This is a genomic window from Pseudomonas sp. UW4, from assembly GCF_000316175.1.
In the GTDB taxonomy this organism is placed as follows: Bacteria; Pseudomonadota; Gammaproteobacteria; order Pseudomonadales; family Pseudomonadaceae; genus Aquipseudomonas; species Aquipseudomonas laurylsulfatiphila.
Map to the genome: position 1 here is coordinate 5,571,039 of NC_019670.1, position 23,173 is coordinate 5,594,211.

Genomic DNA, 23,173 nt, shown 5'->3' on the forward strand with positions numbered 1-23,173 from the left:
ACGGGGCTTTCACCCGCTATGGCCGCCCATTTCAGAGCGTTACACGACTAAGACCGAGTCTTAGCCGAGGCTGATCTGCACTTCCACACCGGCCGCAAGATCAAGCTTCATAAGAGCATCAACGGTTTTATCCGTTGGCTGGACGATGTCCAGAACGCGCTTATGAGTACGGATCTCGTACTGGTCACGCGCGTCTTTGTTGACGTGCGGGGAGACCAGAACGGTGAACCGCTCTTTACGGGTAGGCAGTGGAATTGGACCACGCACTTGAGCACCAGTACGTTTCGCGGTTTCCACGATTTCCTGGGTTGATTGGTCGATCAGGCGATGGTCGAAAGCCTTCAACCTGATACGGATTTGCTGATTTTGCATTGGATTTCAGACTCCGGCTGCTATTCCCACCGGGCGCAATACGCCCGTTAAAAGGAGGCGCAATTCTATAGACGCCCCAGATAGGTGTCAACCCAATAAAAAAGCCCCCGCTGAGCGGGGGCTTTTCAAAGCATCGAAGCTATCTCAAAAGAGATGCTTACTCGATGATTTTGGCTACGACGCCAGCGCCGACGGTACGACCGCCTTCACGGATAGCGAAACGCAGACCGTCTTCCATCGCGATGGTTTTGATCAGGGTAACAGTCATCTGAATGTTGTCACCTGGCATTACCATTTCAACGCCTTCTGGCAGCTCGCAGTTACCAGTCACGTCAGTAGTACGGAAGTAGAACTGTGGACGGTAGCCTTTGAAGAACGGAGTGTGACGACCGCCTTCTTCCTTGCTCAGAACGTAAACTTCTGCGGTGAACTTGGTGTGCGGCTTAACCGAACCTGGTTTGACCAGAACCTGACCACGCTCAACGTCGTCACGCTTGGTGCCACGCAGCAGAACGCCGCAGTTCTCGCCAGCACGACCTTCGTCGAGCAGCTTACGGAACATTTCAACACCGGTGCAGGTGGTGACGGTAGTGTCACGCAGACCAACGATTTCCAGTGGATCCTGCACGCGAACGATACCGCGCTCGATACGACCAGTCACAACAGTACCGCGACCGGAGATCGAGAATACGTCTTCGATTGGCATCAGGAACGGCTTGTCGATAGCACGCTCTGGCTCTGGGATGTAGGTGTCCAGAGTTTCTACCAGCTTCTTGACGGCAGTGGTGCCCATCTCGTTGTCATCTTTGCCTTCCAGCGCCATACGGGCCGAACCAATGATGATTGGAGTGTCGTCGCCTGGGAAGTCGTAAGTGCTCAGCAGATCGCGCACTTCCATCTCTACCAGTTCCAGCAGCTCAGCGTCGTCCACCAGGTCAGCCTTGTTCAGGAAAACCACGATGTACGGAACGCCCACCTGACGGGACAGCAGGATGTGCTCACGGGTTTGTGGCATCGGACCATCAGCGGCCGAGCAAACCAGGATCGCGCCATCCATCTGGGCAGCACCGGTGATCATGTTCTTCACGTAGTCAGCGTGACCTGGGCAGTCAACGTGAGCGTAGTGACGAATGTTCGAGTTGTACTCGACGTGCGCGGTGTTGATGGTGATACCACGAGCTTTTTCTTCTGGCGCGCTGTCGATCTTGTCGAATTCAACGATTGCGGAACCGAAAACTTCGGAGCAAACGCGAGTCAGAGCTGCGGTCAGAGTGGTTTTACCGTGGTCAACGTGACCGATGGTGCCAACGTTGACGTGCGGTAGGGAACGATCAAATTTTTCTTTAGCCACGACAATTAACTCCTTGCCTAAAGGACTGAATCAGCCTTGTTTTTTGGTAACGGTTTCGACGATGTGCGACGGAGCCGTATTGTATTTTTTGAATTCCATAGAGTAGCTTGCGCGACCCTGGGACATCGAACGAACGTCGGTCGCATAACCGAACATCTCGCCCAACGGAACTTCAGCACGGATCACCTTACCGGAAACCGTGTCTTCCATACCCAGAATCATGCCGCGACGACGATTGAGGTCGCCCATCACGTCACCCATATAGTCTTCAGGCGTAACAACCTCTACCGCCATGATCGGCTCGAGCAACTCACCACCGCCCTTCTGGGCCAGTTGCTTGGTCGCCATGGAAGCAGCCACCTTAAACGCCATCTCGTTGGAGTCGACGTCGTGGTAAGAACCATCAAACACGGTAGCCTTCAGGCCGATCAGCGGATAGCCGGCAACTACGCCGTTCTTCATCTGCTCTTCGATACCCTTCTGGATAGCCGGGATGTATTCCTTAGGAACCACACCACCCACTACTTCGTTCAAGAATTGCAGACCTTCCTGACCTTCGTCAGCAGGAGCAAAACGGATCCAGCAATGACCGAACTGGCCACGACCACCGGATTGACGAACGAACTTGCCTTCGATTTCGCAGTTCTTCGTGATGCGCTCACGATAGGAAACCTGAGGCTTACCGATGTTGGCTTCGACGTTGAACTCACGGCGCATCCGGTCAACCAGGATGTCCAGGTGCAGCTCGCCCATGCCAGAGATGATCGTTTGACCAGTCTCTTCATCAGTCTTGACGCGGAAAGACGGGTCTTCCTGAGCAAGTTTGCCCAGAGCGATACCCATTTTTTCCTGGTCATCCTTGGTCTTAGGCTCTACGGCAACCGAAATAACCGGCTCCGGGAAGTCCATGCGAACCAGGATGATTGGCTTGTCAGCGTTGCACAAGGTTTCACCAGTGGTGACGTCCTTCATGCCGATCAAGGCCGCGATGTCGCCAGCGCGCACTTCCTTGATCTCTTCACGGGCGTTTGCGTGCATCTGCACCATACGACCCACACGCTCTTTCTTGCCTTTGACCGAGTTGATCACGCCGTCGCCGGAGGCCAACACGCCCGAGTAAACGCGGACGAAGGTCAAGGTACCCACGAATGGGTCGGTAGCGATCTTGAACGCCAAAGCCGAGAACGGCTCGTTGTCGTCTGCATGACGCTCCATCTGCTTTTCCTCGTCATCCGGGTCAGTACCCTTGATGGCAGGAATGTCAGTTGGTGCAGGCAGGTAGTCGATAACGGCGTCGAGAACCAGGGGAACGCCCTTGTTCTTGAAGGAAGAACCGCAAACAGCCAGAACGATCTCACCAGCGATAGTACGCTGACGCAGAGCACCCTTGATTTCCTCGATGGAGAGCTCTTCCCCTTCGAGGTACTTGTTCATCAGCTCTTCGCTGGCTTCGGCCGCAGCCTCAACCATGTTGTTGCGCCACTCTTCAGCCAGCTCCTGCAGCTCAGCAGGGATGGCTTCACGACGAGGAGTCATACCCTTGTCGGCATCGTTCCAGTAAACGGCTTCCATGGTCATCAGATCGATCTGACCCTGGAAGTTGTCTTCGGAACCGATAGCCAGCTGGATAGGCACCGGAGTGTGACCCAGACGCTGCTTGATCTGAGCGATCACGCGCAGGAAGTTAGCACCGGCACGGTCCATCTTGTTCACGTAAACGATACGTGGAACGCCGTACTTGTTGGCTTGACGCCATACGGTTTCGGACTGAGGCTCAACGCCGGAGGTGCCGCAGAACACAACGACCGCGCCGTCGAGTACACGCAGGGAACGTTCAACTTCAATGGTGAAGTCTACGTGGCCCGGGGTATCGATGACGTTGAAGCGGTATTGGTCTTTGTGCTGCTTGGCCGAACCCTGCCAGAAGGCGGTAATGGCAGCAGAAGTAATGGTAATACCACGCTCCTGCTCCTGAACCATCCAGTCAGTGGTCGCAGCGCCGTCATGCACTTCGCCCATCTTGTGGCTTTTGCCAGTGTAAAAAAGGACGCGCTCGGTGGTGGTGGTTTTACCAGCATCCACGTGAGCAACGATACCGATGTTACGGTAGCGATTAATCGGTGTAGTACGAGCCATAAAGCCCTCGCAAAATGAGTGACGCTAGAATTAGAAGCGGTAGTGCGAGAAAGCCTTGTTGGCTTCAGCCATACGGTGCACGTCTTCACGCTTCTTAACTGCAGCACCTTTACCTTCGGCGGCGTCCAACAGTTCGCCAGCCAAACGCAGAGCCATAGACTTCTCGCCGCGCTTGCGGGCGAAGTCTACCAACCAGCGCATTGCCAGAGCGTTACGACGGGAAGGACGAACCTCGACCGGAACCTGGTAAGTAGCACCACCAACGCGGCGCGACTTCACTTCGACCAGCGGAGCGATGGCGTCGAGTGCTTTTTCGAAGAGTTCCAGGGGATCGGTGCCGGCCTTACGAGCCTTCACGGTATCCAGGGCACCATAAACGATACGCTCGGCAACGGCTTTCTTGCCGCTTTCCATTACGTGGTTCATGAATTTGGCGAGGATTTGGCTTCCGTATTTCGGATCGTCCAGAATCTCACGCTTGGCTGCTACGCGACGTCTTGGCATTGATAAGCCCTCAAACGGTCTTCAGGTTAGCCCGGGACAGATCCTGTGGATACGTGCCCGACCTTACTCTTATCGACTCAATAAAATGAATAACTGCAAAACGGCCGATTACTTCGGACGCTTGGTACCGTACTTCGAACGACCCTGGTTACGACCTTTAACACCGGAAGTATCCAACGAACCGCGAACGGTGTGGTAACGAACACCTGGCAAGTCTTTTACACGACCGCCGCGGATCAGTACCACGCTGTGCTCTTGCAGGTTGTGGCCTTCACCACCGATGTACGAGGAAACCTCGAAACCGTTGGTCAGACGCACACGGCATACTTTACGCAGTGCCGAGTTAGGTTTTTTCGGCGTGGTGGTGTACACACGGGTGCACACGCCACGGCGTTGCGGGCAGTTCTGCAGCGCAGGCACGTCGGATTTCTCGACGATACGCTTACGCGGCTGACGTACCAGCTGGTTGATAGTTGCCATCTACTAGCTCCACTGTTGTCTTGCGACGCTATTGTCTTGCAAGAAAAGCAAAATGGCAGGAACGAGTTCCCGCCAAATTTAGGGGTACAAGAGTCTAAAGAGGATCTTGTCCCCAGTCAAGGCAAGGCCCCGCCCTCCCCGCTCATCCAATCTCGACAATTTGTCTCGATTCGATGAACGGAGTGACCAGGGCCTCACACTCATTTACCGCAGAACTCAGTTACCGCTCGAGTTCAGCGCTTCGGTCAGTGCAGCTTCCACTTCACTGGCGCTTACGCGCAACGGTTTGTCTGCATCACGGCGACGCTTACGCTCGCTGTGATAAGCCAGACCGGTACCAGCCGGGATCAGACGACCCACGACCACGTTTTCTTTCAGGCCGCGCAGGTAATCGCGCTTGCCGGTTACCGCCGCTTCGGTCAGTACGCGAGTGGTTTCCTGGAAGGAAGCCGCCGAGATGAACGATTCGGTGGACAACGACGCCTTGGTGATACCCAGCAGTACACGAGTGAACTTGGAGACAAACTTGTCTTCAGTCGCCAGGCGCTCGTTCTCTACCAGTACGTGAGTCAGTTCCATCTGGTCGCCCTTGATGAAACTGGAATCGCCGGATTCAGCGATTTCAACTTTACGCAGCATCTGACGCAGGATGGTCTCGATGTGCTTGTCGTTGATCTTCACGCCTTGCAGACGGTAAACGTCCTGGATCTCGTTAACGATGTACTTGGCCAGCGCACTCACACCCAGCAGACGCAGGATGTCGTGCGGATCGCTCGGACCGTCGGAGATAACTTCGCCGCGGTTTACCTGTTCGCCTTCGAACACGTTCAGGTGACGCCACTTCGGAATCAGCTCTTCGTACGGATCGCTACCGTCGTTCGGGGTAATGACCAGACGGCGCTTGCCCTTGGTCTCTTTACCGAACGCGATGGTGCCGCTGACTTCAGCCAGAATCGACGCTTCTTTCGGACGACGGGCTTCGAACAGGTCGGCAACACGCGGCAGACCACCGGTGATGTCACGGGTCTTCGAAGTTTCTTGCGGAATACGAGCGATAACATCACCGATCGCAATCTTCGCACCGTCCGCTACACCGACCAGGGCGTTGGCTGGCAGGAAGTACTGAGCGATTACGTCAGTGCCTGGCAGCAACAGATCCTTGCCGTTGTCATCAACCATCTTCACAGCAGGACGAATATCTTTACCGGCAGCTGGACGGTCTTTGGCGTCGAGTACTTCAATGTTGGTCATACCGGTCAATTCGTCAGTCTGACGCTTGATCGTGATGCCTTCTTCCATGCCCACGTAGGTCACGGTACCTTTCATTTCGGTAACGATCGGGTGAGTGTGCGGATCCCACTTGGCCACGATGGCGCCAGCGTCGACCTTGTCACCTTCTTTAACCGAAATCACGGCACCGTACGGCAGCTTGTAACGCTCACGCTCACGACCGAAGTCATCAGCGATGGCCAGCTCACCGGAACGGGACACGGCAACCAGGTGACCGTCCACTCGCTCAACGTGCTTCAGGTTATGCAGACGGACGGTACCGCCATTCTTCACCTGAACGCTGTCGGCTGCGGAGGTCCGGCTTGCCGCACCACCGATGTGGAACGTACGCATCGTCAGCTGGGTACCCGGCTCACCGATGGACTGGGCAGCGATTACGCCGACCGCTTCACCGATGTTCACCTGGTGACCACGAGCCAGGTCACGGCCGTAGCACTTGGCGCAAATGCCGTAGCGGGTTTCGCAGCTGATCGGCGAACGCACGATCACTTCGTCGATGCTGTTCAGCTCGATGAACTCGACCCACTTCTCGTCTACCAGGGTGCCAGCAGGAACGATGACGTCCTCGGTACCCGGCTTGAATACGTCACGGGCAATAACACGACCCAAAACGCGCTCACCCAACGGCTCTACAACGTCACCGCCTTCAATGTGCGGAGTCATCAGCAGACCGTGCTCGGTGCCGCAATCGATCTCGGTTACAACCAGATCCTGCGCCACGTCCACCAGACGACGAGTCAGGTAACCAGAGTTCGCCGTTTTCAACGCGGTATCCGCCAGACCTTTACGAGCACCGTGAGTGGAGATGAAGTACTGAAGTACGCTCAAACCTTCACGGAAGTTCGCAGTAATCGGCGTTTCGATGATGGAGCCGTCCGGCTTGGCCATCAGGCCACGCATACCGGCGAGCTGACGAATCTGTGCTGCGGAACCCCGCGCACCCGAGTCGGCCATCATGTACATCGAGTTGAACGATTCCTGGTCGACTTCGACGCCATGACGGTCGATGACTTTCTCTTTCGAGAGGTTGGCCATCATCGCCTTGGAAACTTCGTCGTTCGCCTTGGACCAAAGGTCGATCACTTTGTTGTACTTCTCGCCCTGGGTTACCAGGCCGGAGGCGTACTGGCTCTCGATCTCTTTCACTTCGTCGGTGGCTGCACCGATGATGCGGGCTTTTTCATCCGGGATAACGAAGTCGTTAACACCGATGGAAACGCCGGAGATGGTCGAGTAGGCAAAACCGGTGTACATCAACTGGTCAGCGAAGATAACGGTCTCTTTCAGGCCAACCACGCGGTAGCACTGGTTGATCAGCTTGGAGATCGCCTTTTTCTTCATCGGCAGGTTGACGACGTCGTACGACAGACCTTTTGGCACAACCTGGAACAACAGCGCACGGCCGACAGTGGTGTCGACGATACGGGTGTTGGTCACGCTGCCGCCGTCACGGTCGTTGACGGTTTCGTTGATCCGGACTTTGACCTTGGCGTGCAGTGCGGCTTCGCCGGCACGGAACACACGGTCAACTTCCTGCAGATCCGCGAATACACGACCTTCGCCCTTGGCGTTGATCGCTTCACGCGTCATGTAGTACAGGCCCAATACAACGTCCTGCGACGGAACGATGATTGGCTCACCGTTGGCTGGCGACAGAATGTTGTTGGTCGACATCATCAACGCACGCGCTTCCAGCTGGGCTTCCAGCGTCAGCGGTACGTGCACGGCCATTTGGTCGCCGTCGAAGTCGGCGTTGTACGCGGCGCAGACCAGAGGGTGCAGCTGGATAGCCTTACCTTCGATCAGTACCGGTTCAAACGCCTGGATACCCAGACGGTGAAGGGTCGGTGCACGGTTGAGAAGAACCGGGTGTTCGCGAATCACTTCAGCGAGAACGTCCCAAACTTCCGGCAGCTCGCGCTCGACCATCTTCTTGGCAGCTTTGATGGTGGTTGCGAGACCACGCATTTCCAGCTTGCCGAAAATGAACGGCTTGAACAGCTCGAGAGCCATCTTCTTCGGCAGACCGCACTGGTGCAGACGCAGGGTCGGACCTACGGTAATTACCGAACGGCCGGAGTAGTCAACACGCTTACCGAGCAAGTTCTGACGGAAACGACCCTGCTTACCCTTGATCATGTCAGCCAGGGATTTCAGAGGACGCTTGTTGGAACCTGTGATAGCGCGGCCACGACGACCGTTGTCGAGCAGTGCGTCGACGGCTTCCTGCAACATACGCTTTTCGTTGCGCACGATGATGTCCGGAGCGGACAGATCCAGCAGGCGCTTCAAACGGTTGTTACGGTTGATCACTCGACGATACAGATCGTTGAGGTCGGAAGTCGCGAAACGACCGCCATCCAGCGGGACCAGTGGACGCAGATCTGGCGGCAGAACCGGCAGAACGGTCAGCACCATCCACTCTGGCAGGTTGCCGGAACCCTGGAAGGCTTCCATCAACTTCAGACGCTTGGACAGCTTCTTGATCTTGGTTTCCGAGTTGGTTTGCGGAATTTCTTCACGCAGGCGGCCAATCTCGTGCTCCAGGTCGATAGCGTGCAGCAGTTCGCGGACAGCTTCGGCACCCATGCGGGCATCGAAATCGTCGCCGAACTCTTCCAGCGCTTCGAAGTACTGCTCGTCGTTCAGCAGCTGACCTTTTTCAAGGGTGGTCATGCCTGGATCGATAACGACGTAGCTCTCGAAGTAGAGAACGCGCTCGATATCACGCAGGGTCATGTCCATCAGCAAGCCGATACGGGACGGCAGCGATTTCAGGAACCAGATGTGGGCAACCGGCGAGGCCAGTTCGATGTGCGCCATGCGCTCACGACGAACTTTTGCCAGCGCGACTTCAACGCCGCACTTCTCGCAGATCACACCGCGGTGCTTCAAGCGCTTGTACTTACCGCACAGGCACTCGTAATCCTTTACCGGGCCAAAGATCTTGGCGCAGAACAGGCCGTCACGCTCAGGTTTGAACGTACGGTAGTTGATGGTTTCCGGCTTTTTAACTTCACCGAACGACCACGAACGGATCATCTCAGGCGATGCCAATCCGATACGGATGGCGTCGAACTCTTCGACTTGACCCTGGTTTTTCAGCAAATTCAGTAGGTCTTTCAAGGCCTTTCCTCCTGGCGGAGCAGAGAGCGGGCAATCCTGCCCCGCTCTCGATTCGCGTCACGTGTTATTCGGTTTCCAGATCGATATCGATGCCGAGGGAACGAATTTCCTTGATCAACACGTTGAAGGACTCGGGCATGCCCGGCTCCATACGGTGATCGCCATCCACGATGTTTTTGTACATCTTGGTACGGCCGTTCACATCGTCCGACTTCACTGTGAGCATTTCTTGCAGAGTGTAAGCGGCACCGTATGCTTCCAGTGCCCAGACCTCCATCTCCCCGAAACGCTGACCACCGAACTGCGCCTTACCACCCAGCGGCTGCTGGGTAACCAGGCTGTACGAACCGGTAGAACGCGCGTGCATCTTGTCGTCTACCAAGTGGTTCAGCTTCAGCATGTACATGTAGCCAACGGTGACCGGGCGCTCGAACTTGTTGCCGGTACGGCCGTCGGTCAGCTGCATCTGGCCGCTTTCTGGCAGGTCCGCCAGTTTGAGCATGGCCTTGATTTCGCTTTCCTTGGCGCCGTCGAACACTGGAGTGGCCATTGGAACGCCGCCACGCAGGTTTTGAGCCAGGTCCAGGATTTCCTGGTCCGAGAAGTCATCGAGGCTTTCCTGACGACCGCCGATCTCGTTATAGATCTCGTGCAGGAACTTGCGCAGCTCCGCAACCTTGCGCTGCTCTTCGATCATGCGGTTGATCTTCTCGCCCAGACCTTTGGCCGCGAGGCCCAGGTGGGTTTCAAGGATCTGACCAACGTTCATACGCGAAGGTACGCCCAACGGGTTGAGGACGACGTCGACCGGGGTGCCATTGGCATCGTGCGGCATGTCTTCAACCGGCATGATCACGGAGACCACACCCTTGTTACCGTGACGACCGGCCATCTTGTCGCCCGGCTGGATGCGACGACGGATTGCCAGGTAGACCTTGACGATTTTCAGCACGCCCGGAGCCAGGTCATCGCCTTGCTGCAGCTTGCGCTTCTTGTCTTCGAACTTGTCGTCCAGCAGACGGCGACGATCAACGATATAGGCCTGAGCCTTCTCGAGCTGCTCGTTCAGAGCGTCTTCAGCCATGCGCAGTTTGAACCACTGGCCGTGCTCAAGACCGTCGAGAACTTCGTCGGTGATGTCCTGGCCTTTCTTCAGACCGGCGCCGCCTTCGGCTTTGTGGCCGACCAGAGCGGAACGCAGACGTTCGAAAGTAGCACCTTCAACGATACGGAACTCTTCGTTCAGGTCCTTGCGGATCTCGTCCAGCTGGGACTTCTCGATCGACAGGGCACGAGCATCACGCTCAACGCCGTCGCGGGTGAAGACCTGTACGTCGATGACAGTACCTTTGGTACCGGTAGGTACACGCAGGGAGGTGTCTTTAACGTCGCTGGCTTTTTCACCGAAGATCGCACGCAGCAGTTTTTCTTCCGGAGTCAGCTGGGTCTCGCCTTTCGGAGTGACCTTACCGACCAGGATGTCGCCTGCGCCAACTTCAGCACCTACGTAAACGATACCGGCTTCGTCCAGCTTGTTCAGTGCCGCTTCACCCACGTTCGGGATGTCGGCAGTGATTTCCTCTGGGCCAAGCTTGGTGTCACGAGCCACACAGGTCAGTTCCTGGATGTGGATCGTGGTGAAACGGTCTTCCTGAACAACACGCTCGGACAGGCAGATGGAGTCTTCGAAGTTGAAGCCGTTCCATGCCATGAACGCGATGCGCATGTTCTGACCCAGAGCCAGTTCACCCATGTCGGTGGACGGACCGTCGGCCATGATGTCGCTACGCTGAACCCGATCACCCTTACGTACCAGCGGACGCTGGTTGATGCAGGTGTTCTGGTTGGAGCGGGTGTACTTGGTCAGGTTGTAGATGTCGACACCGGCTTCACCGGTTTCAACTTCGTCATCGGCAACACGAACCACGATACGGCTGGCGTCGACGGAGTCGATAACGCCGCCACGACGAGCCACGACGCAAACGCCGGAGTCACGGGCTACGTTACGCTCCATGCCGGTACCTACCAGCGGCTTGTCAGCGCGCAGGGTCGGTACAGCTTGACGCTGCATGTTCGAACCCATCAACGCACGGTTGGCGTCGTCGTGCTCGAGGAACGGAATCAGCGACGCAGCAACCGAAACTACCTGCTTCGGCGATACGTCCATCAGGGTGACGTCTTCCGGCGCCTTGACGGTGAATTCGTTCAAGTGACGAACAGCTACCAGCTCGTCGATCAGGACTTTCTTGTCGTTCATCGTGGCCGAAGCCTGAGCGATCACGTGATCAGCTTCTTCGATGGCGGACAGGAACACGATCTCGTCGGTGACCAGAGCGTCTTTCACCACGCGGTACGGGCTCTCGAGGAAGCCGTACTGGTTGGTGCGCGCATAAGCGGCCAGGGAGTTGATCAGGCCGATGTTCGGACCTTCCGGCGTTTCAATCGGGCATACACGACCGTAGTGAGTCGGGTGTACGTCACGAACTTCAAAGCCGGCACGCTCACGAGTCAGACCGCCAGGGCCGAGTGCAGAAACACGACGCTTGTGGGTGATCTCGGACAGCGGGTTGTTCTGGTCCATGAACTGGGACAGCTGGCTGGAACCGAAGAACTCTTTCACCGCCGCAGCCACTGGCTTGGCGTTGATCAGGTCTTGCGGCATCAAGCCTTCGCTTTCAGCCATCGACAGACGCTCTTTGACCGCACGCTCAACACGTACCAGGCCAACGCGGAACTGGTTCTCGGCCATTTCGCCTACGCAGCGAACACGACGGTTACCCAGGTGGTCGATGTCATCGACGATGCCTTTACCGTTACGGATGTCGACCAGGGTCTTCAGTACCGCGACGATGTCTTCCTTGCACAGCACGCCCGAACCTTCGATCTCGGTGCGACCGATACGACGGTTGAACTTCATCCGGCCGACCGCAGACAGGTCATAGCGCTCAGGGCTGAAGAACAGGTTGTTGAACAGGGTCTCGGCAGCGTCTTTGGTTGGCGGCTCGCCAGGACGCATCATGCGATAGATCTCGACCAGCGCTTCCAGTTGGTTGCTGGTGGAGTCGATCTTCAAGGTGTCGGAGACGAACGGACCGCAGTCGATATCGTTGGTGTACAGAGTTTCGATGCGAACAACGCCGGCCTTGGCGATTTTTGCCAGGATCTCGGTGTTCAGCTCGGTGTTGCACTCTGCCAGGATTTCGCCGGTTGCCGGATGCACGATGACCTTGGCGGTTGTGCGACCCAGGACGTAGTCCAGAGGCACATCCAGCTCTTTGATACCGGCTTTTTCCAGCTGGTTGATGTGGCGAGCGGTGATACGACGACCCTGCTCGACAATAACCTTGCCTTTGTCATCCTGAATATCGAGGACAGCGATTTCACCGCGCAGACGCTGAGGCACCAGCTCCAGGCTCAGGGTCTCGCCCTTCACGTGGAATACGTTGGTGGTGTAGAAGGCGTCCAGCACTTCTTCGGTGGTATAGCCGAGCGCGCGCAGCAGAACCGATGCAGGCAGCTTGCGACGACGGTCGATACGCACGAATACGCAGTCTTTCGGGTCGAACTCGAAGTCCAGCCACGAACCGCGGTAAGGAATGATGCGCGCGGAGTACAGCAGTTTACCGGAACTGTGCGTCTTGCCACGGTCGTGGTCGAAGAACACGCCCGGGGAACGGTGCAGCTGGGAAACGATTACACGCTCGGTACCGTTGATTACGAAGGTACCGTTTTCAGTCATCAGGGGGATTTCACCCATGTAGACTTCTTGCTCTTTGATGTCCTTGATCGCTTTGTTCGACGATTCTTTGTCGAAAATGATCAGGCGCACTTTTACCCGCAAAGGTACGGCGTAAGTTACACCGCGCAATACGCATTCTTTGACATCAAATGCCGGTTCGCCCAGACGATATCCGACGTACTCCAGCGCAGCATTGCCGGAGTAGCTGATGATCGGGAAAACGGATTTGAAGGCCGCATGCAGGCCCACGTCGCGGAACTGATCTTTAGTCGCTCCCGCTTGCAAGAATTCACGATACGAATCCAGCTGGATGGCCAGGAGGTACGGCACATCCATGACGTCCGGCAACTTGCTAAAGTCCTTGCGGATACGTTTTTTCTCAGTATATGAGTAAGCCATCAGCGTTCCCCAGCTTGGTCACCTGCTTGTTTGGCCCCTCCCGACGGGAGCAGCCAGAAAATCGTGCAAACCCCATGGTTTGCGCCACCGCATCGGGTGGTTACAGCACGTTATCGGCACCGACCCAGTCGGCTGCCAATAACGGAAAAAGGCCGGTGGCAAGAGCCACCAGCCATCAGCCTGTCGCTTAACGCTCGGGCTGGAGGAGCAAAGTCGATGCTTACTTCAGCTCGACTTTAGCGCCAGCTTCTTCCAGAGCTGCTTTGGCTTTGTCAGCTGCGTCTTTGGCAACAGCTTCCAGAACCATGGCAGGTGCGCCGTCAACTACAGCCTTGGCTTCTTTCAAGCCCAGACCGGTCAGTTCACGTACAGCCTTGATCACGTTAACTTTCTTCTCGCCAGCTTCGGTCAGCATGACGTTGAATTCGGTTTGCTCTTCAGCAACGGCAGCAGCAACAGCTGGACCAGCCGATGCAGCAGCAGCGGTAACACCGAATTTTTCTTCGAAAGCTTTGATCAGCTCAACAACTTCCATTACGGACATGTTGCCAACTGCTTCAAGGATATCGTTCTGAGAGATAGACATGAATCTAATTCCTGATATTGGGGACGGCCTACGCGACCATCGAAAAAAACAAAAAACGCGAGAAGTTGACGAGCCTTAGGCTGCAGCAGCTTCTTTCTGGTCGCGAATTGCCGCCAGAGTACGAGCCAATTTGCTGGTAGCGCCTTGAATCACGCTCATCAGCTGAGAAATTGCTTCGTCACGGGTCGGCAGAGTTGCCAGTACGTCGATTTGGTTAGCTGCGAGGAACTTGCCCTCGAACGCAGCTGCCTTGATCTCGAACTTGTCCTGACCCTTTGCGAATTCCTTGAAGATCCGGGCAGCAGCGCCTGGATGTTCCTTGGAGAACGCAATCAGGGTAGGGCCGGTGAACACGTCGTTGAGGACACTGAATTCAGTGTCAGCAACAGCGCGCTTGAGCAGGGTGTTACGTACAACACGTACGTAAACGCCAGCTTCACGAGCCTCTTTACGGAGTCCGGTCATCGCGCCTACTGTTACGCCACGGGCATCAGCCACGACAGCGGACAGAGCGACTTTGGCAGCCTCGTTGACTTCAGCGACGATGGCCTTCTTGTCTTCGAGTTTAATTGCCACGGGTTTAACTCCTGCTTGTTACCGTTTCATCTGGTCGAAACCGGATGTCGTTTTGGTGTCTGATTCGGTAAGGAACCGGGAGCACCATCTGCGTAGGCTTGTGGTTTAAGACTTGCGTCGCCTACGGTCTTGGATAGCCCCCGCCAGGCAGGGACCCCAATTTTTCAATTGGCGCAATCGCTTGCGCCAATCTGTGTCTTAAGCGTCGAGCGAGCTCTGGTCGATAACCAGACCTGGGCCCATGGTGGTGCTCAGGGTAACGCGCTTGACGTAGATGCCTTTCGAGGAAGCTGGCTTGATACGCTTCAGATCAGCGATCAGGGCTTCAACGTTTTCCTTCAGCTTGACGGCGTCGAAGCCGATCTTGCCAACGGAAGTGTGGATGATGCCGTTTTTGTCGGTGCGATAACGAACCTGACCAGCCTTGGCGTTTTTAACCGCGGTAGCTACGTCTGGAGTTACGGTGCCGACTTTAGGGTTAGGCATCAGGCCACGTGGACCGAGGATCTGACCCAACTGACCTACAACGCGCATTGCATCCGGGGATGCGATCACTACGTCATAGTTCAGGTCGCCGCCTTTCATTTCGGCAGCCAGGTCGTCCATACCTACACGGTCAGCGCCGGCAGCCAGAGCGGCTTCAGCAGCTGGACCCTGGGTGAACACAGCAACGCGAACGGTCTTGCCAGTGCCGTGTGGCAGCACGGTAGCGCTACGAACGACCTGGTCGGATTTACGCGGGTCAACACCCAGGTTTACAGCTACGTCGAACGACTCGCTGAACTTGACAGTCGACAGCTCGGCCAGCAGAGCAGCAGCGTCTACAAAGTTGTAGGACTTGCCTGCTTCGATTTTGCCGGCGATAGCCTTTTGACGCTTGGTCAGCTTAGCCATTACACACCCTCCACGTTAAGGCCCATGCTACGAGCAGAACCGGCGATAGTACGCACGGCTGCTTCCATATCAGCTGCAGTCAGATCCGCGTTTTTGGTTTTCGCGATTTCTTCCAGCTGAGCACGAGTTACGGTGCCAACCTTAACGGTGTTCGGACGAGCGGAACCGCTGGTCAGACCGGCCGCCTTCTTCAGCAGAACCGAAGCAGGGGTGGATTTGGTTTCGAAAGTGAAGCTACGGTCGCTGTAGACAGTGATGATCACTGGAGTCGGCAGACCTGGCTCAAGACCCTGGGTACGGGCGTTGAAAGCCTTGCAGAATTCCATGATGTTCACGCCGTGCTGACCCAGAGCAGGACCAACAGGTGGGCTTGGGTTAGCCTGAGCGGCCTTCACTTGCAGCTTGATGTAAGCGGTAATCTTCTTGGCCATGAGGCACTCCAATTACGGGTTCGAACGCCTCGAGAGGCTCCCCGGTTACTTGCGCGTTTATCCCAGTGACGACAAAACCCCACAGCCTACGGCTGCGGGGTTGGGATTTTTGCTCAGTTAGACCTTTTCGACCTGACTGAACTCGAGCTCCACCGGAGTAGAGCGACCGAAAATGAGCACTGCGACCTGAATCCGGCTCTTTTCGTAGTTAACTTCTTCAACAACACCGGTAAAGTCCGCGAATGGACCATCATTGACACGTACCGACTCACCTGGCTCGAACAACGTCTTCGGCTTCGGCTTGTCGCTACCGTCAGCAACGCGGCGCAGAATCGCTTCTGCTTCCTTATCGGTGATCGGTGCAGGCTTGTCGGCGGTACCGCCAATGAAACCCATCACCCGAGGAGTATCCTTGACCAAGTGCCAAGTACCCTCGTTCATATCCATCTGCACCAGCACGTAGCCAGGGAAGAATTTGCGTTCGCTTTTGCGCTTCTGGCCATTGCGCATTTCAACCACTTCTTCAGTGGGAACCAGAATCTCGCCGAAGCCATCTTCCATACCGGCCAGCTTTACGCGCTCGATCAGCGAGCGCATTACATGCTTCTCGTAACCGGAGTAAGCATGCACAACATACCAACGCTTAGCCACGGGACACCCTTAGCCGACAATCAAGGAAACAAGCCAGCCGAGCAGGGAATCAAGCCCCCACAACAGCAACGCCATAACCAGAACAACAGCCACCACAATAAGGGTGGTCTGCGTGGTTTCTTGGCGAGTTGGCCAAACGACTTTACGAATCTCGGTGCGAGCTTCCTTAACCAGTACAAAGAAAGACTTGCCCTTGACCGTCTGCAAGCCTACAAAGGCGGCTACAGCAGCAATGGCAAGCAACGCGAGTACACGGTACAGGATCGGCGAAGCAGAAAAGTACTGATTGCCAACAACGCCAACAACCACCAGAGCGACTACTACAAGCCACTTGAGGAGGTCGAAACGAGAGCCTTGAGCTTCAGCTTTAGGAGTCATCTATGAAGATCCTGTGAAAAGAAAGCCAGACACACCAGGTGAATCTGGCAGGTCAGGAGGGAATCGAACCCCCAACCTACGGTTTTGGAGACCGTCGCTCTGCCAATTGAGCTACTGACCTAAAACAAAATCAGGCCGACCATTATGCCGACCCGAAAAAGACTTTACAACACCTACCAGGCAATCCCGATTGCAACACCAGCATCCGCGACACCGGCAACCTCGAAACACAACGAGGCGCAACCACAACCACCTAAAACAAAGGCAGATATTTTCATATCTGCCTTGTTATATGGAGCTCTTGAGCGGATTTGAACCGCTGACCTCACCCTTACCAAGGGTGTGCTCTACCAACTGAGCTACAAGAGCGTAACACCGTGCAAAACCTGTAAACTTGGAGCGGGTAGCGGGAATCGAACCCGCATCATCAGCTTGGAAGGCTGAGGTTCTACCACTAAACTATACCCGCGAGGCTTACAGCTCTCGCTAAAAATGGTGGAGGGGGAAGGATTCGAACCTTCGAAGTCGTAGACGTCAGATTTACAGTCTGATCCCTTTGGCCGCTCGGGAACCCCTCCTAAGCGAGCCGGCATTCTACATCATGCCAGCCTTCTGTCAAGCATTTTCTCAATTAAATCTTGAGGTTAGCTGCGTTGACCTCGCCCCACCTCGTTAGCCGTTTCCGGTGTTCGCTGTGGAGCGGGCGCCATTCTATGCAAACTATTCGGTGGGTGCAACCCCCTCGCACGGCATTATTTTATGTTTTAACTCATTGAATTCTTTAGAAAGGTTTTGCAGCTGCAGATCGTCCAGCCAACGCCGGCTTTCCGGTGCAATACGCACCCAATACCCTGCGCTTTCCGAGCCCCTGGGCAGGGATTGATATTTGACCTCCATCCCGCTCAACCGACGCTCAACCGCCTGCGCAGCGTCCTGGCGCGCATACCCCCCCAGGTAAAGGCAGCCATTGCCTGACGAGACAGCCTTAGCCTTGTCTTTGGAGGCGTCACCCGCTTCGCTCAACAGACGTATATCCTGCTGGGACCCGCGATACAGGCTCAAAGGCGTGACATCCTTCGCGCGCAGCGGAGCCTCTTGTTGATGCCAGATGTAGTAAAAGCCATTGAGGACAAGCAGCAGCAGAAACAACCAACGCATAAAAACCTCAGGACAAGGGACAGGCCATGGCCAATCCGACAAACACCAAGTCCGGAACCACCCTGGCCCGAGGCACGACCTCAGAAACCAGGCTCGCATCCCCCCCGGTGAGGAATACGACAAAGTCCTCACCCCAGTAGCTGCGCGCCAACTCGAGCTGAGTCATTACGAAGCCGCGCAACATCAACAAACAACCACGCTCGACAGCCTCGACAGTCGCACGACCCGGAACAAGACTTTCCAGAGCCTGCTCCGCCGCCAGATCTCCGTAACGAATTTTACGCGTATGGGTACGCAACTGGTTGCGCATCAACGGCATTCCCGGACAGATGAAACCACCCAGGTGCTCTCCATCAGAAGCGATAAAGTCAGCAGTCACGGCCGTACCGAAGTCGAGCACCAGGCACGCACCTGAAGCCAGATGAAAGCCTCCAAGCATTGCAAGCCACCGATCCAGGCCCAACCGCTCAAACTCTTCATAACCGTTGCGCACACCTGACATTTCGCGAGCAGGCGCTGCGCACACTATCGGCACATCAAAGGTATCCTTCAGCAATGACGTCAGCGCACCGGTCTCTTCCGCAGTCCTGACGCTCACCAGCCGGCAAAACGTGAGGGCAAGCCCTTTGAGCTCCCCCAACCCCTCAAGCAATGCAAGATTGGAATCGACAACCCCCTCACCCAGCACCTGCCCGGCATTCGCCGCAAGCACTCGCCACTTGATGAAACTATTCCCACAATCGAGCTCAAGAATCATCACGCAACCTCAGGCTCAATTCACCACCACTGAAGACTTTTTCCACACCATTCACCTTCAGGCGCAGGGCACCCTGGCCATCAATACCAAGCACCTCACCATCAATTTGATTGACACCGGCAATCAACGACACGCTTCGCCCCTGCCACAGGTGATTTTGCTCCCACTCTGACTGAATGGCCAAAAAACCACCCGCCTGATGACGAGCCAGGTATCGCTGCAGCATCTCCCCCAACATAGCGACCAATTGGTTGCGATCAAACGATTTGCCTGATTCGAGCCGCATGGAGGTCCACTGCTGATCCACCTCGTCAGCGGACTGCATGTTCACATTGATTCCCACCCCCAGAACCACGTGGCACACATCAGCAGGGTCACCAACCAGCTCGAGCAGTATTCCAGCGATCTTTTTCTGCCCCACCAGAACATCGTTGGGCCACTTCAATCCAGCGGCTGCAATACCAAGCTCACGTAACGTCTGCAAAACAGCGAGCCCAACGACGAGACTCAAGCCCTCCAACTGGCGCATCCCACCCTCAATACGCAGTACCAGGCTGTAATAGACGTTCTCTGCGAAGGGACTGACCCATTTACGACCCCGTCGCCCGCGCCCGGCTGTCTGCCGCTCCGAAAGCACAAGAAATGGCGCAGCCTGCCCCCGCTCTATAGCACGCAGCGCCTCGGCGTTCGTGGAGTCGATTGAATCGTAAACCTGGACGGGCCAGTCGCAAGAAATCGCTCGGGCACTTATCTCGGAAGGATCGAGCAGCGCTAATGGCGCGGACAATTGATAGCCGCGCCCACGAACTTTATGAATGGACAATCCCAGCTCAGCTTCTAAATGCTGAAGCTGCTTCCACACGGCGCTACGACTGACGCCCAGGGCAGCACCCAATGCTTGACCCGAATGGAATCGGCCATCTTTAAGAAGCTTTAACAACGTCAGCATGCAGGTCTCGCCTCACAATGAGGCCCGCATGATAGCCACGCGCCGAGCTATTGCATAGAAATCCAGTAGCCGTGACTTTTCTGCGGACAAAAACAAAACCCCAACTGCTTTCGCAATTGGGGTTTCGGAATTTAATCTTGACGATGACCTACTCTCACATGGGGAAACCCCACACTACCATCGGCGATGCATCGTTTCACTTCTGAGTTCGGGATGGGATCAGGTGGTTCCAACGCTCTATGGTCGTCAAGAAATTCGGGTACTGAGTCGTGACCAGTTGGTCTCGCTTCAGCAAATTGGGTAGGTGATAGCTTCGGTGTTTTGTGAGTCTTTCGAACTTTCGGTTCGTTTCGTCTTCACACACCGCAATCTGATGCTTCTTTCGAAGTAAGCAAATTGCTTGGGTGTTATATGGTCAAGCCTCACGGGCAATTAGTATTGGTTAGCTCAACGCCTCACAGCGCTTACACACCCAACCTATCAACGTCGTAGTCTTCGACGGCCCTTCAGGGAACTCAAGGTTCCAGTGAGATCTCATCTTGAGGCAAGTTTCCCGCTTAGATGCTTTCAGCGGTTATCTTTTCCGAACATAGCTACCCGGCAATGCCACTGGCGTGACAACCGGAACACCAGAGTTCGTCCACTCCGGTCCTCTCGTACTAGGAGCAGCCCCTCTCAAATCTCAAACGTCCACGGCAGATAGGGACCGAACTGTCTCACGACGTTCTAAACCCAGCTCGCGTACCACTTTAAATGGCGAACAGCCATACCCTTGGGACCGGCTTCAGCCCCAGGATGTGATGAGCCGACATCGAGGTGCCAAACACCGCCGTCGATATGAACTCTTGGGCGGTATCAGCCTGTTATCCCCGGAGTACCTTTTATCCGTTGAGCGATGGCCCTTCCATACAGAACCACCGGATCACTAAGACCTACTTTCGTACCTGCTCGACGTGTCTGTCTCGCAGTCAAGCGCGCTTTTGCCTTTATACTCTACGACCGATTTCCGACCGGTCTGAGCGCACCTTCGTACTCCTCCGTTACTCTTTAGGAGGAGACCGCCCCAGTCAAACTACCCACCATACACTGTCCTCGATCCGGATAACGGACCTGAGTTAGAACCTCAAAGTTGCCAGGGTGGTATTTCAAGGATGGCTCCACGCGAACTGGCGTCCACGCTTCAAAGCCTCCCACCTATCCTACACAAGCAAATTCAAAGTCCAGTGCAAAGCTATAGTAAAGGTTCACGGGGTCTTTCCGTCTAGCCGCGGATACACTGCATCTTCACAGCGATTTCAATTTCACTGAGTCTCGGGTGGAGACAGCGCCGCCATCGTTACGCCATTCGTGCAGGTCGGAACTTACCCGACAAGGAATTTCGCTACCTTAGGACCGTTATAGTTACGGCCGCCGTTTACCGGGGCTTCGATCAAGAGCTTCGCGTTAGCTAACCCCATCAATTAACCTTCCGGCACCGGGCAGGCGTCACACCCTATACGTCCACTTTCGTGTTTGCAGAGTGCTGTGTTTTTAATAAACAGTCGCAGCGGCCTGGTATCTTCGACCGGCGTGGGCTTACGGAGCAAGTCCTTCACCCTCACCGGCGCACCTTCTCCCGAAGTTACGGTGCCATTTTGCCTAGTTCCTTCACCCGAGTTCTCTCAAGCGCCTTGGTATTCTCTACCCAACCACCTGTGTCGGTTTGGGGTACGGTTCCTGGTTATCTGAAGCTTAGAAGCTTTTCTTGGAAGCATGGCATCAACCACTTCGTCACCCAAAGGGTAACTCGTCATCAGCTCTCGGCCTTAAGATCCCGGATTTACCTAAGATCTCAGCCTACCACCTTAAACTTGGACAACCAACGCCAAGCTGGCCTAGCCTTCTCCGTCCCTCCATCGCAATAACCAGAAGTACAGGAATATTAACCTGTTTTCCATCGACTACGCTTTTCAGCCTCGCCTTAGGGACCGACTAACCCTGCGTCGATTAACGTTGCGCAGGAAACCTTGGTCTTTCGGCGTGGGTGTTTTTCACACCCATTGTCGTTACTCATGTCAGCATTCGCACTTCTGATACCTCCAGCAAGCTTCTCAACTCACCTTCACAGGCTTACAGAACGCTCCTCTACCGCATCATCCGAAGATGATACCCGTAGCTTCGGTGTATGGTTTGAGCCCCGTTACATCTTCCGCGCAGGCCGACTCGACTAGTGAGCTATTACGCTTTCTTTAAAGGGTGGCTGCTTCTAAGCCAACCTCCTAGCTGTCTAAGCCTTCCCACATCGTTTCCCACTTAACCATAACTTTGGGACCTTAGCTGACGGTCTGGGTTGTTTCCCTTTTCACGACGGACGTTAGCACCCGCCGTGTGTCTCCCATGCTCGGCACTTGTAGGTATTCGGAGTTTGCATCGGTTTGGTAAGTCGGGATGACCCCCTAGCCGAAACAGTGCTCTACCCCCTACAGTGATACATGAGGCGCTACCTAAATAGCTTTCGAGGAGAACCAGCTATCTCCGAGCTTGATTAGCCTTTCACTCCGATCCACAGGTCATCCGCTAACTTTTCAACGGTAGTCGGTTCGGTCCTCCAGTCAGTGTTACCTAACCTTCAACCTGCCCATGGATAGATCGCCCGGTTTCGGGTCTATTCCCAGCGACTAGACGCCCTATTAAGACTCGCTTTCGCTACGCCTCCCCTATTCGGTTAAGCTCGCCACTGAAAATAAGTCGCTGACCCATTATACAAAAGGTACGCAGTCACCTAACAAAGTAGGCTCCCACTGCTTGTACGCATACGGTTTCAGGATCTATTTCACTCCCCTCTCCGGGGTTCTTTTCGCCTTTCCCTCACGGTACTAGTTCACTATCGGTCAGTCAGTAGTATTTAGCCTTGGAGGATGGTCCCCCCATATTCAGACAAAGTTTCTCGTGCTCCGTCCTACTCGATTTCATGACTAAGAGATTTTCGCGTACAGGGCTATCACCCACTATGGCCGCACTTTCCAGAGCGTTCCGCTAATCTCAAAGCCACTTAAGGGCTAGTCCCCGTTCGCTCGCCACTACTAAGGGAATCTCGGTTGATTTCTTTTCCTCAGGGTACTTAGATGTTTCAGTTCCCCTGGTTCGCCTCTTGCACCTATGTATTCAGTACAAGATAACCATCTTATGATGGCTGGGTTCCCCCATTCAGACATCTCCGGATCAAAGTCTGTTTGCCGACTCCCCGAAGCTTTTCGCAGGCTACCACGTCTTTCATCGCCTCTGACTGCCAAGGCATCCACCGTATGCGCTTCTTCACTTGACCATATAACCCCAAGCAATCTGGTTATACTGTGAAGACGACATTCGCCGAAAATTCGAATTTCTCAACTAAGAGAACTCACAAATTTTACCTTA

General features: G+C 55.2%; 16 protein-coding genes, 4 tRNA genes and 2 rRNA genes. All 22 read right to left on the reverse strand.

Annotation, left to right across the window (positions count from 1 at the left end):
• Positions 1 to 60 precede the first annotated feature (60 nt).
• The 22 genes from rpsJ to PPUTUW4_RS24885 all read right to left on the reverse strand — a co-directional run bounded on the left by rpsJ (position 61) and on the right by PPUTUW4_RS24885 (position 23,081).
• A complete protein-coding gene (gene rpsJ / locus PPUTUW4_RS24780; RefSeq protein ID WP_003186070.1) occupies positions 61 to 372 on the reverse strand; it encodes a 30S ribosomal protein S10 in 312 nt (103 codons plus the stop codon).
• Between the two features lie 157 nt (positions 373 to 529).
• On the reverse strand, positions 530 to 1,723 hold the full coding sequence (tuf, locus tag PPUTUW4_RS24785; protein WP_007970421.1) for an elongation factor Tu: 1,194 nt from the start codon (positions 1,721 to 1,723) through the stop codon (positions 530 to 532).
• A 30-nt stretch (positions 1,724 to 1,753) separates the two neighbouring features.
• The gene (fusA, locus tag PPUTUW4_RS24790) at positions 1,754 to 3,859 is read right to left on the reverse strand and encodes an elongation factor G (RefSeq protein WP_007970420.1); all 2,106 of its coding nucleotides are present in this window, start codon (positions 3,857 to 3,859) and stop codon (positions 1,754 to 1,756) included.
• Positions 3,860 to 3,889: 30 nt separating this feature from the next.
• Positions 3,890 to 4,363, reverse strand: a complete 474-nt coding sequence (gene rpsG, locus PPUTUW4_RS24795) for a 30S ribosomal protein S7 (protein ID WP_007970418.1) — start codon at positions 4,361 to 4,363, stop codon at positions 3,890 to 3,892.
• A 108-nt stretch (positions 4,364 to 4,471) separates the two neighbouring features.
• Positions 4,472 to 4,843, reverse strand: coding sequence for a 30S ribosomal protein S12 (gene rpsL, locus PPUTUW4_RS24800; RefSeq protein WP_003186084.1), 372 nt, complete (start codon positions 4,841 to 4,843; stop codon positions 4,472 to 4,474).
• Between the two features lie 216 nt (positions 4,844 to 5,059).
• Positions 5,060 to 9,259 (reverse strand): DNA-directed RNA polymerase subunit beta', encoded by a 4,200-nt coding sequence (rpoC, locus tag PPUTUW4_RS24805; RefSeq protein ID WP_007970416.1) that lies wholly within the window; start codon positions 9,257 to 9,259, stop codon positions 5,060 to 5,062.
• Between the two features lie 64 nt (positions 9,260 to 9,323).
• Entirely contained in the window at positions 9,324 to 13,397 is a 4,074-nt protein-coding gene (rpoB, locus tag PPUTUW4_RS24810) for a DNA-directed RNA polymerase subunit beta (protein WP_007970415.1), read from the reverse strand.
• A gap of 220 nt (positions 13,398 to 13,617) precedes the next feature.
• Positions 13,618 to 13,983, reverse strand: a complete 366-nt coding sequence (gene rplL / locus PPUTUW4_RS24815) for a 50S ribosomal protein L7/L12 (protein ID WP_007970414.1) — start codon at positions 13,981 to 13,983, stop codon at positions 13,618 to 13,620.
• Positions 13,984 to 14,058: 75 nt separating this feature from the next.
• A complete protein-coding gene (gene rplJ, locus PPUTUW4_RS24820) occupies positions 14,059 to 14,559 on the reverse strand; it encodes a 50S ribosomal protein L10 (protein WP_007970413.1) in 501 nt (166 codons plus the stop codon).
• Between the two features lie 198 nt (positions 14,560 to 14,757).
• Positions 14,758 to 15,453: a 50S ribosomal protein L1 gene (gene rplA / locus PPUTUW4_RS24825; protein WP_008041297.1), complete on the reverse strand. Its 696-nt coding sequence runs from the start codon at positions 15,451 to 15,453 to the stop codon at positions 14,758 to 14,760.
• A complete protein-coding gene (rplK, locus tag PPUTUW4_RS24830) occupies positions 15,453 to 15,884 on the reverse strand; it encodes a 50S ribosomal protein L11 (RefSeq protein ID WP_007933726.1) in 432 nt (143 codons plus the stop codon). Before rplK ends, rplA begins: the two co-directional genes overlap by 1 nt.
• A gap of 117 nt (positions 15,885 to 16,001) precedes the next feature.
• Positions 16,002 to 16,535, reverse strand: a complete 534-nt coding sequence (gene nusG, locus PPUTUW4_RS24835; RefSeq protein ID WP_007984405.1) for a transcription termination/antitermination protein NusG — start codon at positions 16,533 to 16,535, stop codon at positions 16,002 to 16,004.
• Positions 16,536 to 16,544: 9 nt separating this feature from the next.
• The gene (gene secE, locus PPUTUW4_RS24840) at positions 16,545 to 16,913 is read right to left on the reverse strand and encodes a preprotein translocase subunit SecE (RefSeq protein WP_007984402.1); all 369 of its coding nucleotides are present in this window, start codon (positions 16,911 to 16,913) and stop codon (positions 16,545 to 16,547) included.
• Positions 16,914 to 16,958: 45 nt separating this feature from the next.
• Positions 16,959 to 17,034: transfer RNA gene (locus tag PPUTUW4_RS24845), tRNA-Trp, on the reverse strand.
• Between the two features lie 172 nt (positions 17,035 to 17,206).
• Positions 17,207 to 17,282 (reverse strand) — tRNA-Thr (locus tag PPUTUW4_RS24850).
• A gap of 26 nt (positions 17,283 to 17,308) precedes the next feature.
• Positions 17,309 to 17,382: transfer RNA gene (locus PPUTUW4_RS24855), tRNA-Gly, on the reverse strand.
• A 24-nt stretch (positions 17,383 to 17,406) separates the two neighbouring features.
• Positions 17,407 to 17,491, reverse strand: a tRNA-Tyr gene (locus tag PPUTUW4_RS24860).
• Positions 17,492 to 17,633: 142 nt separating this feature from the next.
• Positions 17,634 to 18,071 (reverse strand): hypothetical protein, encoded by a 438-nt coding sequence (locus PPUTUW4_RS24865; RefSeq protein WP_015097036.1) that lies wholly within the window; start codon positions 18,069 to 18,071, stop codon positions 17,634 to 17,636.
• Between the two features lie 7 nt (positions 18,072 to 18,078).
• The gene (locus PPUTUW4_RS24870) at positions 18,079 to 18,828 is read right to left on the reverse strand and encodes a pantothenate kinase (RefSeq protein WP_015097037.1); all 750 of its coding nucleotides are present in this window, start codon (positions 18,826 to 18,828) and stop codon (positions 18,079 to 18,081) included.
• The gene (gene birA, locus PPUTUW4_RS24875; protein WP_015097038.1) at positions 18,818 to 19,777 is read right to left on the reverse strand and encodes a bifunctional biotin--[acetyl-CoA-carboxylase] ligase/biotin operon repressor BirA; all 960 of its coding nucleotides are present in this window, start codon (positions 19,775 to 19,777) and stop codon (positions 18,818 to 18,820) included. Before birA ends, PPUTUW4_RS24870 begins: the two co-directional genes overlap by 11 nt.
• Positions 19,778 to 19,912: 135 nt before the next feature.
• A 5S ribosomal RNA gene (gene rrf / locus PPUTUW4_RS24880) occupies positions 19,913 to 20,028 on the reverse strand.
• 160 nt (positions 20,029 to 20,188) lie between these two features.
• A 23S ribosomal RNA gene (locus PPUTUW4_RS24885) occupies positions 20,189 to 23,081 on the reverse strand.
• Between the last annotated feature and the right edge of the window lie 92 nt (positions 23,082 to 23,173).

What these genes read in the sequence shown, in the direction of transcription:
- rpsG (WP_007970418.1), bottom strand. Translation starts at nt 4,363, where the DNA reads ATGCCAAGACGTCGCGTAGCAGCCAAGCGTGAGATTCTGGACGATCCG.
- secE (WP_007984402.1), bottom strand. Translation starts at nt 16,913, where the DNA reads ATGACTCCTAAAGCTGAAGCTCAAGGCTCTCGTTTCGACCTCCTCAAG.
- fusA (WP_007970420.1), bottom strand. Translation starts at nt 3,859, where the DNA reads ATGGCTCGTACTACACCGATTAATCGCTACCGTAACATCGGTATCGTT.
- rplK (WP_007933726.1), bottom strand. Translation starts at nt 15,884, where the DNA reads ATGGCCAAGAAGATTACCGCTTACATCAAGCTGCAAGTGAAGGCCGCT.
- rplA (WP_008041297.1), bottom strand. Translation starts at nt 15,453, where the DNA reads ATGGCTAAGCTGACCAAGCGTCAAAAGGCTATCGCCGGCAAAATCGAA.
- PPUTUW4_RS24870 (WP_015097037.1), bottom strand. Translation starts at nt 18,828, where the DNA reads ATGATTCTTGAGCTCGATTGTGGGAATAGTTTCATCAAGTGGCGAGTG.
- rpsJ (WP_003186070.1), bottom strand. Translation starts at nt 372, where the DNA reads ATGCAAAATCAGCAAATCCGTATCAGGTTGAAGGCTTTCGACCATCGC.
- birA (WP_015097038.1), bottom strand. Translation starts at nt 19,777, where the DNA reads ATGCTGACGTTGTTAAAGCTTCTTAAAGATGGCCGATTCCATTCGGGT.
- rpsL (WP_003186084.1), bottom strand. Translation starts at nt 4,843, where the DNA reads ATGGCAACTATCAACCAGCTGGTACGTCAGCCGCGTAAGCGTATCGTC.
- rplL (WP_007970414.1), bottom strand. Translation starts at nt 13,983, where the DNA reads ATGTCTATCTCTCAGAACGATATCCTTGAAGCAGTTGGCAACATGTCC.
- rpoB (WP_007970415.1), bottom strand. Translation starts at nt 13,397, where the DNA reads ATGGCTTACTCATATACTGAGAAAAAACGTATCCGCAAGGACTTTAGC.
- PPUTUW4_RS24865 (WP_015097036.1), bottom strand. Translation starts at nt 18,071, where the DNA reads ATGCGTTGGTTGTTTCTGCTGCTGCTTGTCCTCAATGGCTTTTACTAC.